The 14,510-nt window shown below is 61.1% G+C and carries 13 protein-coding genes and 2 tRNA genes; 11 read left to right on the top strand and 4 right to left on the bottom strand.

Annotated elements, in window-relative coordinates:
* The first annotated feature begins 111 nt into the window (after positions 1 to 111).
* Positions 112 to 720, top strand: a complete 609-nt coding sequence (locus R3175_RS13760) for a tRNA-(ms[2]io[6]A)-hydroxylase (RefSeq protein WP_318944894.1) — start codon at positions 112 to 114, stop codon at positions 718 to 720.
* Here R3175_RS13760 and R3175_RS13755 read toward each other — a convergent pair.
* Positions 710 to 1,621: a LysR family transcriptional regulator gene (locus R3175_RS13755; RefSeq protein WP_318944893.1), complete on the bottom strand. Its 912-nt coding sequence runs from the start codon at positions 1,619 to 1,621 to the stop codon at positions 710 to 712. The genes R3175_RS13760 and R3175_RS13755 overlap by 11 nt on opposite strands.
* A 114-nt stretch (positions 1,622 to 1,735) precedes the next feature.
* Between R3175_RS13755 and R3175_RS13750 the strand changes: the two genes are divergently transcribed.
* The 5 genes from R3175_RS13750 (at position 1,736) to R3175_RS13730 (ending at position 6,105) form a co-directional block, all read left to right on the top strand.
* Entirely contained in the window at positions 1,736 to 2,506 is a 771-nt protein-coding gene (locus R3175_RS13750; protein WP_318944892.1) for a ferredoxin--NADP reductase, read from the top strand.
* 189 nt (positions 2,507 to 2,695) lie between these two features.
* Positions 2,696 to 3,523, top strand: a complete 828-nt coding sequence (locus R3175_RS13745; protein ID WP_318944891.1) for an alpha/beta fold hydrolase — start codon at positions 2,696 to 2,698, stop codon at positions 3,521 to 3,523.
* A 167-nt stretch (positions 3,524 to 3,690) separates the two neighbouring features.
* Positions 3,691 to 4,407 carry a helix-turn-helix transcriptional regulator gene (locus tag R3175_RS13740; RefSeq protein WP_318944890.1) on the top strand — a complete coding sequence of 239 codons (717 nt, stop codon included), beginning with the start codon at positions 3,691 to 3,693 and terminating at the stop codon, positions 4,405 to 4,407.
* Between the two features lie 67 nt (positions 4,408 to 4,474).
* The gene (locus tag R3175_RS13735; RefSeq protein ID WP_318944889.1) at positions 4,475 to 5,191 is read left to right on the top strand and encodes a transglutaminase-like domain-containing protein; all 717 of its coding nucleotides are present in this window, start codon (positions 4,475 to 4,477) and stop codon (positions 5,189 to 5,191) included.
* A gap of 110 nt (positions 5,192 to 5,301) precedes the next feature.
* Complete coding sequence (locus R3175_RS13730; RefSeq protein WP_318944888.1) at positions 5,302 to 6,105, top strand: SDR family NAD(P)-dependent oxidoreductase; 804 nt, start codon at positions 5,302 to 5,304, stop codon at positions 6,103 to 6,105.
* A gap of 43 nt (positions 6,106 to 6,148) precedes the next feature.
* Here R3175_RS13730 and R3175_RS13725 read toward each other — a convergent pair whose 3' ends face one another.
* Both R3175_RS13725 and R3175_RS13720 read right to left on the bottom strand, forming a co-directional pair.
* Positions 6,149 to 6,877 carry a UDP-2,3-diacylglucosamine diphosphatase gene (locus R3175_RS13725; protein WP_318944887.1) on the bottom strand — a complete coding sequence of 243 codons (729 nt, stop codon included), beginning with the start codon at positions 6,875 to 6,877 and terminating at the stop codon, positions 6,149 to 6,151.
* Positions 6,874 to 7,383 (bottom strand): peptidylprolyl isomerase, encoded by a 510-nt coding sequence (locus R3175_RS13720; RefSeq protein ID WP_318944886.1) that lies wholly within the window; start codon positions 7,381 to 7,383, stop codon positions 6,874 to 6,876. Before R3175_RS13720 ends, R3175_RS13725 begins: the two co-directional genes overlap by 4 nt.
* Before the next feature lie 194 nt (positions 7,384 to 7,577).
* On the opposite strand from R3175_RS13720, the gene R3175_RS13715 reads away from it, so the two are divergent.
* The 3 genes from R3175_RS13715 (at position 7,578) to R3175_RS13705 (ending at position 13,005) form a co-directional block, all read left to right on the top strand.
* Positions 7,578 to 9,254, top strand: a complete 1,677-nt coding sequence (locus R3175_RS13715) for a glutamine--tRNA ligase/YqeY domain fusion protein (protein WP_318944885.1) — start codon at positions 7,578 to 7,580, stop codon at positions 9,252 to 9,254.
* Between the two features lie 17 nt (positions 9,255 to 9,271).
* Complete coding sequence (gene cysS, locus R3175_RS13710; RefSeq protein WP_318944948.1) at positions 9,272 to 10,657, top strand: cysteine--tRNA ligase; 1,386 nt, start codon at positions 9,272 to 9,274, stop codon at positions 10,655 to 10,657.
* Positions 10,658 to 10,824: 167 nt separating this feature from the next.
* Complete coding sequence (locus R3175_RS13705; RefSeq protein WP_318944884.1) at positions 10,825 to 13,005, top strand: malate synthase G; 2,181 nt, start codon at positions 10,825 to 10,827, stop codon at positions 13,003 to 13,005.
* Between the two features lie 89 nt (positions 13,006 to 13,094).
* Here the strand turns inward: R3175_RS13705 and folD are convergent, their stop codons facing one another.
* A complete protein-coding gene (gene folD, locus R3175_RS13700) occupies positions 13,095 to 13,952 on the bottom strand; it encodes a bifunctional methylenetetrahydrofolate dehydrogenase/methenyltetrahydrofolate cyclohydrolase FolD (protein WP_318944883.1) in 858 nt (285 codons plus the stop codon).
* Between the two features lie 256 nt (positions 13,953 to 14,208).
* Here folD and R3175_RS13695 point away from each other — a divergent pair.
* Together R3175_RS13695 and R3175_RS13690 are read left to right on the top strand one after the other, a co-directional pair.
* A tRNA-Pro gene (locus tag R3175_RS13695) sits at positions 14,209 to 14,285 on the top strand.
* Positions 14,286 to 14,321: 36 nt separating this feature from the next.
* Positions 14,322 to 14,398 (top strand) — tRNA-Arg (locus tag R3175_RS13690).
* Positions 14,399 to 14,510: the final 112 nt, after the last annotated feature.

Genomic DNA, 14,510 nt, shown 5'->3' with positions numbered 1-14,510 from the left:
CTGCATTCTATAGGAATCCAGGCTGAAAGTTAAGATGGACGGTGGTCGGACGGGATTTGTCAATCGTGTATAATCCCGCGCCCACGCATTTTTAACGGTGATTCTGCGCCCATGACTGCCGCCCTTGACGCCATTCACAGTTTTCTGCCCTGTCGCACGCCGCAGCGCTGGATCGAGAACGCCCTGGCCAACCAGGACCTGATGCTGATCGATCACGCCCATTGCGAGAAGAAGGCTGCGTCCACCGCGTTGAGCCTGATGTACCGCTACGTGGACAACCCCGACCTGCTCAACAAGATGTCGCGGCTGGCGCGGGAGGAACTGCGGCATTTCGAACAGGTGCTGGCGATCATGAAGAAGCGGGGTGTGATCTACGACCACCTGACCCCGGCCCGTTACGCCGCCGGCCTGCGCCAGGCGGTGCGGAGCGAGGACCCGGGGCGGCTGGTGGATGTGCTGATCGTCGGCGCCATCATCGAGGCCCGTTCCTGTGAGCGCTTTGCCGCACTGGCACCTCACTTGGACGACAGGCTGGCGGAGTTCTATAACAGCCTGTTGAAATCCGAGGCGCGTCATTACCGGGACTACCTGACCCTGGCGGAGCAGGCCGCCGGCGAATCCATTGATGGCCGGGTGGCCGCCTTCCTGGCGATTGAGCAGAGACTGATCGAGGAACCTGACACCGAGTTCCGGTTCCATAGCGGGCCGGTCAGCGACTGAGGGTTGTCGAGCCTTCGGCTTCCAGCTCCCGACACAGCGCCATCCAGCGATCAATGCCGGCGCTGCGGTACTTCTGCTTGTGCAGGATGAAGTAGAACTGGCGGTCGAAGCGGCGGTACTCGGGCACTTCCAGGGGCACCAGGTTGCCCCGGCGGAAGGCGTCTGCCAGACACACCCGGGACAGGCAGCCAATACCGAGACCGGTTTCCACGGCGCGTTTGATGGCCTCGGTATGCTCGAGTTCCAGCAGGATCTCGAGGTCCGGCAGGATGCCGTGCATGCCTCGTTCGACCGTCTGGCGGGTGCCGGAGCCGGGCTCCCGCATGATCCAGGTGGCCGCTTTCAGGTCGTCATCGGTGAGACGGCCTTTGCTGGCCAGGGGGTGATTGGGGGAGCAGAACACCACCAGTTCGTCCGCCAGCCAGGGAATCACCTCCAGCTCCGGCGACTGCAGCTCGCCTTCGATCAACCCGATGTCCAGCTCAAAATCGATGACCCGTTGGGCGATGGTGCGGGTATTGGCCACCTCCAGCGACACCCGGGGCTGGGTCTCCGACTTCATGTACTGGGCCATGATGCCCACCGCCAGGTAGTTACCGATGGTGAGGGTGGCGCCGACCTTCAGGGCGCCCACTTCGGTATGCTTGGCCAGGGCCTGTTCCAGTTCACCGGCCTGGGCCAGCAGCGATTCCACCTTGGGACGATAGAGTCGCCCCAGTTCATTGAGCTGCAGCCGTTTTCCGACTCGGTCGAACAGCTGGATGTCGAATTGACTTTCCAGTTCCTTGAGGGCGCTGCTGGCGGCGGACTGGGACATGGACAACGATTCCGCAGCCTTGGTGATGTTTTGGAAATGCGCAGCGGCCAGGAAAACCTCCAGCTGGCGGAAACTGTATCTCATAATCGATATATCCGAATAAGGTTATGAAAATATCCCATTTCATCGATAGGTTAACCCTGGGTTAGTATGGTTGCAATGATGATCTGACAACCACTGACTTATACGGGCGAGACGATGAGCAACTTGATGAAAGAAACCGTCACCAGTGTCCATCACTGGAACGATACCTTGTTCAGCTTCAAGACCAGCAGGGATCCAGGCTTCCGCTTCAAGAACGGCCATTTCGTCATGATCGGCCTGGAGACCGACGGCAAGCCACTGATGCGCGCCTACAGCATTGCCAGCGCCAACTATGAGGAGGAACTGGAATTCTTCTCCATCAAGGTACAGGATGGCCCGCTGACATCCCGCCTGCAAAAGATTCAGGTAGGTGATGAGATTCTGGTGAGCCGCAAACCTACCGGAACCCTGATCCTCGACAACCTGCTGCCGGGCAGGAATCTGTGGTTGATCTCCACTGGCACCGGGCTGGCGCCGTTCATGAGCATTATCAAGGACCCGGAAGTGTACGAGGCCTTCGACAAGGTCATCCTCACCCACGGCGTACGTTACGTAAGCGAGCTGGCGTACCAGAATGAGATCACCGATCTGCCCAACAACGAGTTCTTCGGCGAGATGGTGCAGGGCAAGTTGCTGTATTACCCGACGGTGACCCGGGAAGAGTTCCGCAACCAGGGCCGGCTGACCGACGCCATGGAGAATGGCAAGCTGACCCGGGACCTCGGCCTGCCGGACCTCGACCCGGAACGCGACCGCTTCATGATCTGCGGCAGCCCGAGCATGCTCAAGGACACCTGTTCCATCCTGAACGCGAAGGGCTTCCATGAGGCCCGGCATGGTGACCTGGGTCACTTCGTCATCGAACGGGCCTTTGTGGAGCAATAAGCCTCCTCACCCCGTCCGATTGGACGTAAAAGCAAGCCCCCCGGGACGGCCGTACCGGGGGGCATTTTTATTGGCCTGGCGTTGATCCCGTGGGCGGGGTGGAGGTTTAGTCACTATAGTGATTCAGTAAAACGGGAATGACTGTGTGCAACCGGGCGTTGCCACCAATGAGAGGCGGGGGAGCCCAAGGTGCCGACCATCGATCGAGGATCCCAGCGGCTGTACTTTGAGGTCACCGGGCAGGGCCCGGCCATCGTGCTGGGGCACAGCTTCCTGTGTTCCGGCGCAATGTGGGAGCCGCAGATTGAGGCGCTATCGGCACACCATCGGGTTATTAACGTGGACCTCCGCGGGCACGGCCAGTCGGGCCCGGTGGACGGCGCATTTGACCTGTACGATCTGGTGGACGATGTGCTGGCGGTTCTCGATCACTTGCAGGTGAACAAGGCGATCTGGGCGGGCCTGTCCATCGGCGGTATGGTGGCCATCAGGGCTGCACTCAGGAATCCTGACCGGGTTGCCGGACTGATCCTGCTGGACACTCATGCCGGTGCTGAGACCTGGCCCAACAGGGCCAAGAACCTGGTCATGACGGCGTTGGCCAGGCGTGTTGGGGTTGTCAGGCTGGCGCCAGTCATTGCCCAAATGTTTTTTTGTGGCCACAGCCGCAAGCATCGCGCAACAATGGTTCAGGCTTGGCGCGACCGATTTGCCGCAGTGCCGCTGGAGACTGCTTTGCGCGGAGCGGAGGCTTTGAAGCGCCGGGACTCGGTGGTCGGTCAACTGGCTGACATTCGGGTGCCTGCGCTGGTGATGGTGGGGGAGAGAGACGAGCCGCTGCCACCCCGGTGTGCCGAGCAGTTGGCCACGGGGATTCCCGACAGTTCTCTGCTGATCATCGCCGAGGCGGGTCATCTCTCCACTCTGGAGCAACCGGAAACCGTGACGTCTGCCATGTTGGCCTACCTCAGGTCGATCGGAGCTGGGGGCGAGAGCGAGCGAGACCATGGCGGATAACATGTACCCGAATGGGTATAATTTCCTAGGCTTTTATTCGGTACTGCTCCGTGGCCCGAGGTCCACTGGAGCCCCGAACCAACTGAATTTTTCATTCTGGACACGCAATGGCAGGCCCAGGCCAAACGACGGTTCAAATATTCCCGGGATTGGTTGCGGTGGCAGGCATGGCCATCGATGCAGAAGCGCACCACCATTACGGCATTCAGGTGGTCTGGCCTGCCTGCGCCAGTGAGCTGGAAGTTGAGGGTCAGGTCGCGGATGGGCTGGCGGTGGTGGCGTCGGGACAGCCCCACCGTTTGTCCATGCCATCGGGAATATTGCTGCTGGTGGAACCGCGGTCGGACCTGGGGGAAGCCTTACAGGCGTTTCTTGCGGGGCAGCCGGTGCGTTGGGTGGTAAGTGAACCCGCCCTGCGCCCCTGTCGTCCTTCCCCGGCTCTGCTGGAGAGTGGGCTGAACGCAGAAGGGCTGGCTCCGCTGTGGCGTGCGATCGGGATTCCTGGCGCCTGTGGGTTCTGGGCCCATTGGCAGTCTCGGGAGCAGATGGATTCCCGCATTGCCAGGTTGCTCGGGTCCCTGGACGATTGCTTTCAATCCGAATGCATTAAACCGGCGAGCTGGCGTGCCTCTGAAGTCGCCAAATCGCTGGCCCTGTCCGAAAGCCGGTTCCTGCATCTGTTTCGTCAGGAAATGGGGATCGCCTGGCGCCCCTATCTGCTGTGGCGGCGTTTGCTGTGCGCGGTGAATGTACTCCGCCATGGTGGCAACGCTACCGACGCCGCCCATACTGCTGGCTTCTCCGATAATGCCCATTTGAGCCGAACATTCCGGAGCAATTTCGGGATGTCGATTCGTCAGGCCTTGGCGGTCATGGAGAGATAGCTACTTTATTCAAGTCATGCGCTTCCGGTTTCCCTATTCTGGCTGTATCAGAACAGGAGAGCGTGCCATGACCAGTCTTGCCCAGACCTACCTTCAATCCACGCCCATGCTGGATTTCCATCACGGGCGTATCCAGCAATTGGTCGATCAAATGGGGTGGCGAAAGCTTGTCCCGGCTGATGCGGCCAAGGCGATCTACCTGTACGTGCGGGATCAAATCGCCTTTGGCTATAACAAGGATGACACGCTGTCTGCCAGCCAGGTCCTCGAGGATGGTTATGGCCAATGCAATACCAAGGGAACATTGTTGATGGCGTTGCTCAGGGCGGTGGGGATTCCAACCCGATTCCACGGTTTCACCATCTACAACGAGCTGCAGAAAGGGGCCATTCCTGGCTACCTGTTCCCGTTTGCGCCGAACCGCATCATCCACAGTTGGGTTGAGGTGTACCTGGACGGCAGCTGGCTGGAGACTGAGGGCTTTATCATTGACCGGCCCTACCTGGAGAAGGTTCAGGCCAGGTTCGCCGGCCAGTGTGAGAGGTTTAGCGGTTATGGCATCGCGACACCCTGCTTGAGCAGGCCGGACAATGACTGGACCGGTGGCAATACTTACATTCAGAAGGAGGGCATCGCCGACGACTTCGGGGTGTTCGAGCAACCGGACGACTTCTACAGGCTGTACGGTAGCAACCTGCGCGGGTTTCGTCGGTTTCTGTTCCGTTATGTCCTGCGGCATTTGATGAACTGGAACGTCAATCGTATACGGCGCAGAGGGCCTTAGGGGTATCGCCAAGGTTGCTTGGCCCAGGAGGCCGAACTTGGCCCGGGGAGGGACTTGCCCGGCCGACAGCGCTAGTATGATTCGATCACCAATTAATGAAAGGATCGAGTATGGGCGCTGATGTAAGGGGTAAGACCATTGTCATTACCGGGGCCTCCAGTGGCATCGGCGAGGCTGCCGGTAAGCAGTTGGCCGCCGCCGGCGCCCGGATCTGTCTGGTCGCCCGGCGAGCGGACGAACTGAACCGGGTCAGGGATGAGATCAATAGCGCTGGCGGCGCGGCCTGGGCCTACCCGGCGGATCTGACGAACGAAGCGTCGTTGTCCGATTGTGTCGACTGCATCCTGGATGAGCATGGCCGTGTCGATGTGCTGGTTAACAACGCCGCTCACTCCATCCGTCGCCCGATTATCGAGGCGCTGGATCGATTGCATGACTATCAGCGCACCATCAATATCAACTACCTGGCGGCGGTTGGGCTGACTCTGAAACTGCTGCCGCGCATGCTGGAGCAGGGCGAGGGGCAGGTGGTCAACATCTCCACCCTGTCCAGCCAGGTGCCGATTCCCCTGTTCTCCGCCTATCTGGCGAGCAAGTCGGCGCTGGAATCCTTTTCCCGGTCGATGTTGGCGGAACTGTCGGATCAGGGCATTGCGGTGAGCGTGGTGCACTTCCCGATGGTGCGAACGCCGATGTCCAATCGCACCAGCATCTACCGGCACATGCCGATGATGAATGTGGACAAGGCGGCGGGCTGGATTGTGCGGGCCATCGAGACCCGCGATGCACGGGTGGGGAGTTCGATGGGCACGTTGGGCAGCCTGGCTCTGGCGGCCATGCCTGGGCCGGTAACCCGGCTGACCCAGCCGCTGTTCCGCCAGATGGACAAACAACTGGCGGCTAAACTCAAGTGAGCGCTGCCGGGGCAAACCGGCCCCGGCAGCGAAAAGGCAGCGATTACTGCAGGGGTTCCTGCTTGAGGGTTGGCGGTTGATCCGCTGAGGCTTCGATCCACCAGACGTTTCTGTCCCAGTCTCCCAGCACGATGCGCTGGGCCGTTTTGCCGTTGGCTTCCAGATCGTGGGTGGCCGGACGGTGGGTGTGCCCATGGATCAGGCGCTGTACCCCGTGCTCCTCCATCACCTTGACCACCTCTTCCGGGGTCACATCCATGATGGTCTGTTCCTTGCCCTTGTTCTTGGCCATGCTGATTTCCCGCAGCTGGCGGGCGGTGGTCTGTCGATCAGCCAGGGGGCGCTTCAGGAACATTTCCTGCCACTGCCGGTTGCGCATGGTGGTGCGGAACTTCTGGTATTCCACATCCGCCGTGCACAGGCTGTCGCCGTGCATTAGCAGGGTAGGGGTGCCGTAGAGGTCCACCACGGTGGGGTCTTCCAGCATGGTGGCGCCAATGCGCCCGCAAAAGTCCTCCCCGATGAGGAAATCCCGGTTGCCGTGCATCAGGAACAGCTCGGTGCCTTCGTCGCTCAGTTCCCGGAGCGCGGCGGCGATTTCCTCCTGCAGCGGCGTGTGCTCGTCGTCACCAATCCAGGCCTCGAAGAAGTCCCCGAGGATGTAGAGCCGCTCGACGCCCCTGGCCTTGTCGCTGAGGAATTGCAGGAACGCCCGGGTGATGTCCGGGCGGGCCTCTTCCAGGTGCAGGTCGGAGATGAACAGCGTGGTCACGCCGCGCCTCCGTCCTCCAGGACTTCCGCCTTCTCGATCACCACGTCGTCGGACGGCACGTCCTGGTGACCGGCGCGCATGGTGGTGCGCACGGCACGGATGGCGTTGACCGTGTCCATTCCTTCAACCACCTTGCCGAACACGCAGTAGCCCCAGCCTTCGGCGGTTTCGGCAGTGTGGTCGAGAAAGCCGTTGTCCTGCACGTTGATGAAGAACTGGGCGGTGGCGGAGTGCGGGTCCATGGTACGGGCCATGGCGACGGTGCCGGTCATGTTGCTGAGGCCGTTGTTGGCTTCGTTCTTGATGGGCTCGCGGGTCTTGCGGGGCTGCATGCCTGGCTCGAAGCCACCACCCTGGATCATGAAGTTGCCGATCACGCGATGGAAGATCGTGCCGTCGTAGAAGCCGTCACGAACATACTGTTCGAAGTTTTTGGCGGTTTCCGGGGCCTTGTCGTAGTCCAGTTCGATCTTGATATCGCCGTGATTGGTTTTCAGCAGAATCATTAGGGGGGTCCTGTTCAGGTTGAAAAATCGTCAGTGGCCGGGGCCAAAAGTTATCGCAAAGGGTCTATTGTACGTAAGAGTTGCTGGCTGTGCATAAGCGAAAGTGAGGAACCGCTCTTTCGATGGGGTTATTCAGCCGCACCGAATGCGTATAATGCGTCCTTTAAATCACTGTTCCACTTAATTGAGATCGTATGAGCGCCGATTCCAAGAAAGCCCACAACTTTATTGAAAGCATGATCCGGGACGAAATCAGCAGTGGCAAGCACACCGGCAAGGTGGTCACCCGTTTTCCGCCGGAGCCCAACGGCTACCTGCACGTGGGGCACGCCAAGTCCATCTGCCTGAACTTCGGCATTGCCGAGACCTTTGGCGGTGAGTGCAACCTGCGGTTTGACGACACCAACCCGGAGAAGGAATCCCAGGAATACATCGACGCCATTCGAGAGGACGTTCACTGGCTGGGATATGAGTGGGCCGGCGACATTCGTTACGCTTCGGACTATTTTGACGCCATCTACGATTTTGCGATCGAGCTGATCGAGAAGGGCAAGGCCTACGTCTGCTCCCTGAGTGCGGACCAGATGGCGGAATATCGGGGCACCCTGAAAGAGCCCGGCAAAAACAGCCCCGACCGGGACCGTCCCGTCGAGGAAAACCTGACGCTGTTCAGTGAGATGCGCGAGGGCAAGTTTGCCGACGGCGAGCTGGTGCTGCGGGCGAAGATCGACATGGCCTCCCCCAACATGAACCTGCGGGACCCGATTCTGTACCGGATCCGTCGTGCCGAGCATCACCAGACCGGCAACAAATGGTGCATCTACCCGATGTACGACTTCACCCACCCGATTTCCGACGCCATGGAAGGGATCACCCATTCCCTGTGCACCCTGGAGTTCGAGGATCACCGCCCGCTGTACGATTGGGTGCTGGAGAATATCACCCCGCCGGCGCGGCCGTACCAGACCGAGTTCGCCCGCCTCAACCTGAACTACACCATCACCAGCAAGCGCAAGCTCAAGCGCCTGGTGGACGATGGATATGTGGATGGCTGGAACGATCCGCGCATGCCGACCATTTCCGGGATGCGCCGCCGCGGCTACACGCCGGAGTCGATCCGCAACTTCTGCGACATGATCGGTGTCAACAAGGCCGGCGGTACCGTGGACATGGGCATGCTGGAGTTCGCCATCCGCGAGGACCTCAACGCCCGGGCGCCGCGCGCCATGTGCGTGATGCGCCCGCTGAAGGTGACCCTGACCAACTACCCCGAAGGCCAGACTGAAACCCTGACCCTGCCGGTGCACCCGCAAAACGAGGCCATGGGCACCCGGGAAGTGCCCTGGACCCGCACCCTGTACATCGACCGGGAAGATTTTGCCGAGGAGCCCCCGCGCAAGTGGAAGCGCCTGGCACCGGATTCGGCGGTACGCCTGCGGGGTGGCTACGTGATGACCTGCCGCGAGGTGGTGAAGGACGACGCCGGCAACGTCGTGGAGCTCAAGTGCGAATACGACCCCAACACGCTCGGTGTGAACCCGGAAGGCTACAAGCCCAAGGGGGTCATTCACTGGGTGTCGGCGACGGACAGCGTGGAGGCGGATATCAACCTCTATGACCGTCTGTTCAACCACGAATCGCCGGACAGCGACAAGGAAGGGGACTTTATCGATCACCTGAACCCGGAGTCGCTGACCACCCTCACCGGTGCCCGGGTGGAGAAGAGCCTGGCCCAGCCACGGACCGATCTGCCGTACCAGTTTGAGCGGGAAGGCTACTTCTTCCTGGATCAGCCGTCGCCGGAGTCTGGCCGCCTGATCTTTAACCGCACCGTCACGCTCAGGGATTCCTGGGCCAAAGCCAAATCCTGATAGCTCCAAAGGCCCGTATTGTGATTCGAATCTACAACACGCTGTCCCAGCAAAAGGAAGAGTTCCAGTCCATCGAGCCCGGCAAGGTGCGGATGTACGTGTGTGGGATGACGGTGTACGACTACTGCCACCTGGGCCATGCCCGGGTGCTGGTGGCCTTCGATGTCATCACCCGTTACCTGCGTCACCGGGGGTTCGATGTGCATTACGTGCGCAACATCACCGACATCGACGACAAGATCCTCCGGCGGGCGGACGAGAACGGCGAGGCCTTCACCGATCTCACCACCCGGATGATCCAGGCCATGCACGAGGACGAGGCCCAGCTCGGGGTGCTGCCGCCGACCGAAGAGCCCCAGGCCACGGCCCACATCGACGACATCCTGGCGATGATCCGGACCCTGATCAGCAAGGATCACGCCTACGTGGCGGACAACGGCGACGTCTATTTTGCCGTGGATTCCTTCGAGGGCTACGGCAAGCTCTCCAAGAAGAAACTGGAAGACCTGTTGGCCGGCGCCCGTGTTGACGTGGAGGAAGCCAAGCGCAGCCCCGCAGACTTCGCCCTGTGGAAGGCGGCGAAGGAAGGGGAGGTGAGCTGGCCTTCGCCCTGGGGCGATGGTCGACCCGGCTGGCACATCGAGTGCTCCGCCATGTCCACCTGCTGCCTGGGGGACACCTTCGATATCCACGGTGGTGGCCCGGACCTGATGTTCCCCCACCACGAGAACGAGATCGCCCAATCCGAGGCGGCCACCGGACAGGAATTCGCCCGCACCTGGATGCACGCCGGCGCGATCCGGGTGAACAAGGAGAAGATGTCCAAGTCCCTGGGCAACTTCTTCACCATCCGCGAGATCCTGGAAAAGTACCCGGCCGAGGTGGTGCGCTACTTCCTGGTGTCCAGTCACTACCGCAGCCAGGTGGACTATTCGGAGGATAACCTGGCCGAGGCCGGTCGCAGCCTGACCAAGCTGTACCACGCCCTGCGTGGCCTGGTGCCCTCCAAGGACGTGCCGGACACCGACCATGATCGCCGGTTCCAGGAGGCCATGGACGATGACTTCAACACCGCCGGCGCGATCGCTGTGTTGCATGCCGTCGCCGCGGAAATCAACCAGCATCGCCGGGACGGCGATGACCAGGCGGCCCGTGACAGCGCGGCGGTCCTGGTCCGCCTGGGCAAAATCCTGGGTCTGGTGCAGCAGGACCCGGAGGCCTTCTTCCAGGCGGATACCGGCAGCGATCTCACCGCGGAGGCCATCGAGGCAATGATCCAGGCGCGGGCGGACGCGCGAAAGAACCGGGATTTCGCCGAAGCGGACCGGATCCGCGACGAACTCCTGGAAAAAGGCATCATTCTGGACGATTCCCGGGAAGGCACCAGCTGGCGTCGGGCCTGAGCCGGGGCAGTACAGCGCGGGCATGAATTTGTACGGGATTTAACGTACACTACCGCGCTCAAAATACGGGTTGCCCCAGAACCGGTCCGCCGGTCTGGAGGGCAGGGTCGCCGAGTCCAAGCGTTCCGGCGACCAGGGAATACAGCAAACCACTGAGGCAAACAACGATGACAGAACGCGTGCAAGTCGGCGGCCTGCAGGTCGCAAAGAACCTGTTCGATTTCGTGAACAATGAAGCGATTCCGGGCACTGGCGTCGATGCAGACAAATTCTGGGCAGAATTTGACTCCATCGTCCACGAGCTGGCGCCCCGCAACAAGGAGCTGCTCGCCAAGCGGGATGCAATCCAGGAGAAAATGGACGCCTGGAACAAGGACCACAAGGGTCAGTCCATCAACATGGACGAGTACAAGGCGTTCCTGAAAGAGATCGGCTACCTGGTCGACGAGCCGGCGGATTTCAAGATCGACACCGCCAACGTTGATCCGGAAATTGCCACCATGGCCGGCCCGCAGCTGGTTGTGCCGGTGATGAACGCGCGTTTTGCCCTGAACGCCGCCAACGCCCGCTGGGGCAGCCTGTACGACGCCCTGTACGGTACCGACGTGCTGTCCGAGGAAGACGGTGCCGAGAAGGGCCGCGGTTACAACCCGATTCGTGGCGCCAAGGTCATCGCCTACGCCCGCGACGTGCTGGACGCGTCCGCACCGCTGGCGTCCGGCTCCCACAAGGACGCTGCCAAGTACCTGGTTGAAGGCGGCAAGTTGGTGGTCAAGCTGCAGAACGGCGAAAGCACTGGCCTGAAAGACGAAGCCGGCTTCGTTGGCTACACCGGTGCCGCCGATGCGCCAACCGGCATCCTGCTGGTCAAGAACGGCATGCACTTCGAGATCCAGATCGACGCCTCCCACCCGATCGGCAAGGACGACGGTGCCCACGTCAAAGACGTGCTGATGGAGTCCGCACTGACCACCATCATGGACTGCGAAGACTCCGTTGCCGCCGTGGACGCGGACGACAAGACCGTGGTCTACCGCAACTGGCTGGGCCTGATGAAGGGCGACCTGCAGGAGAGCTTCGAGAAGGGCGGCCAGCAGGTGACCCGTAAGATGAACGCGGACCGCGTTTACACCGCGCCGGACGGTGGCGAGCTGAGCCTGAAGGGCCGCAGCCTGATGTTCGTGCGCAACGTGGGTCACCTGATGACCAACAACGCCATCCTGCTGAAAGACGGCGGCGAGATTCCCGAAGGCCTGATGGACGGCCTGGTCACCTCGCTGATCGCCATCCACGACCTGAAGGGTCTGGGCAAGTTCCAGAACAGCACCAAGGGCTCGGTCTACATCGTTAAGCCGAAGATGCACGGCCCGGAAGAAGTGGCGTTCACCAACGAATTCTTCGGCCGCGTCGAAGACGCCCTGTCCCTGCCGCGCTTCACCCTGAAGGTCGGCATCATGGACGAAGAGCGTCGTACCACCGTGAACCTCAAGGCGTGCATCAACGCTGCCAAGGACCGCGCCGTGTTCATCAACACCGGCTTCCTCGACCGCACCGGCGACGAGATCCACACCTCCATGGACCTGGGTCCGATCATCCGCAAGGGGCCGATGAAGCAGGCAACCTGGATTCAGGCGTACGAAAACTGGAACGTGGACATTGGTCTGGAAACCGGGTTCCGCGGTGTGGCCCAGATCGGTAAGGGCATGTGGCCGATTCCCGACAACATGGCCGACATGATGGTGGCCAAAATCGGTCATCCGAAGGCTGGCGCCAACACCGCGTGGGTTCCGTCCCCGACCGCCGCAACCCTGCACGCGCTGCACTACCATCAGGTGAACGTGGCGGAAGTGCAGCAGCAGCTGGAGAGCCGTGAGCGCGCCAAGCTGGAAGACATCCTGACCGTGCCGCTGATGGACGATCCGAGCTCCCTGTCTGCCGATGAGATCCAGCAGGAGCTGGACAACAACGCCCAGGGTATCCTCGGTTACGTGGTGCGCTGGATTGACCAGGGTGTGGGCTGTTCCAAGGTGCCTGACATCAACGACGTGGGCCTGATGGAAGACCGTGCAACCCTGCGGATCTCTTCCCAGCACATCTGCAACTGGCTGTACCATGGCATCTGCACCGAAGAGCAGGTGATGGAAACCATGAAGCGCATGGCCGCCGTGGTAGACCGTCAGAATGCCAATGATCCGGCCTACCGCAGCATGGCCCCGGACTTCGACGACAGCGTGGCATTCCAGGCAGCCGTTGACTTGGTGCTGAAAGGTCGCGAGCAGCCGAATGGCTACACCGAGCCGCTTCTGCACGCTTACCGTCTGAAGGCGAAAGCCAAGTACGGTCAGTAAGCCAAAGCGCATAAAAAACCCCGCCTGAGTGCGGGGTTTTTTATTGCCCGGCTGGTTGATGGGCGAAGTAAGGGGGGTGGTCCCGGGGATCAGTCCCTGTGCAGCTCGTTGGCCGCGTACAGGGTGTTCTGCAGCAGGGTGGCGATGGTCATGGGGCCGACACCGCCGGGCACCGGCGTAATGTAGGCAGCGCGTTCGGCGGCCGCTTCAAACTCCACGTCGCCTTTCAGCTTGCCGTCTTCCATGCGGTTGATGCCCACGTCGATCACGGTGGCGCCGGGCTTGATCCATTCACCCTTGACCAGCCCGGGTTTGCCGGCGGCTGCGATGAGGATGTCCGCCTCGCCCACGAACTTGGCGAGGTCATCGGTGAACCGGTGGGCGACGGTGGTGGTGGCGCCCTTGAGGAGCAGTTCCATGGCCATTGGCCGGCCGACAATGTTGGAGGCGCCCACAATAACCGCGTGCTGGCCCTTGTAGGGGGTGCCGACGCTGTCCAGCAGGGTGATGATGCCGGCGGGAGTGCAGGGCCTCAGTTCCGGCCGGCGCTGCACCAGGCGGCCGAGGTTGTAGGGGTGGAAGCCATCGACGTCTTTGTCCGGGCGGATCTTCACCAGGATCGGGTCGGCGTCCAGGTGCTCCGGCAGTGGTAGCTGGACCAGGATGCCATCCACCGCCGGGTTCTCGTTCAGCTCGTCAATCAGCGCTTCCAGGGAGTCCTGGGAGGTGTCGGCGGGCAGGTCGTAGGACAGGGAGACAATGCCGGCCTGGTCACAGGCCTTGCGCTTGTTGCCCACATAGACCTGGGAGGCAGGGTCGTTACCGACCAGCACCACGGCCAGTCCGGGCGCTCTCAGCCCCTGCTGTTTCCGGGCTTCCACGCCGGCGGCGACTTCCTGGCGGACGCGGGCTGAAATTTCTTTTCCGTTGATCAGTTTCGCGGTCATTTCGATGTCTATTCGGTCCAGCGGTTAAAAACGCCGCATTGTCTCATGCTTCGGCCCCGACTCCAATGCGGGGGAGGCGAATTAAAGACAGAGGCGGCGTTCGCGGGGTGGTGATAGAATAGCAGAGGCGCGCGGACCTGCCGGGGTGCTTCCTGCGTTGTTTTGCCGGGAAATTTCCAAATCGTTGTTGACGGGGCGGAGATCCGCGGGTAATATGCGCGCCAACTTTGCTGAGGCACTTGTTGTTCAGGCAGATCGGGGTATAGCGCAGTCTGGTAGCGCGCCTGCTTTGGGAGCAGGATGTCGGGAGTTCGAATCTCTCTACCCCGACCATTCCCGAACTGAATATTCAAGTGGGCGAAAGGTTAAGCGCCCGTAGCTCAGTTGGATAGAGCAACGGCCTTCTAAGCCGTGGGTCGCAGGTTCAAATCCTGCCGGGCGTGCCATCATAGCTCCTCGGTCGGGTTGGCAGGCGAACCATCGCGATGCAGCAAAGTGATAGCAGTACCTCAGAATGTGGTGGACGTAGCTCAGTTGGTAGAGCTCAGGATTGTGACT

The sequence above is a fragment of the Marinobacter sp. genome (genome assembly GCF_033722735.1).
In the GTDB taxonomy this organism is placed as follows: Bacteria; Pseudomonadota; Gammaproteobacteria; order Pseudomonadales; family Oleiphilaceae; genus Marinobacter.
The sequence above is the reverse complement of the archived record's forward strand: the minus strand, read 5'-3'. Positions and strand labels throughout refer to the sequence as shown.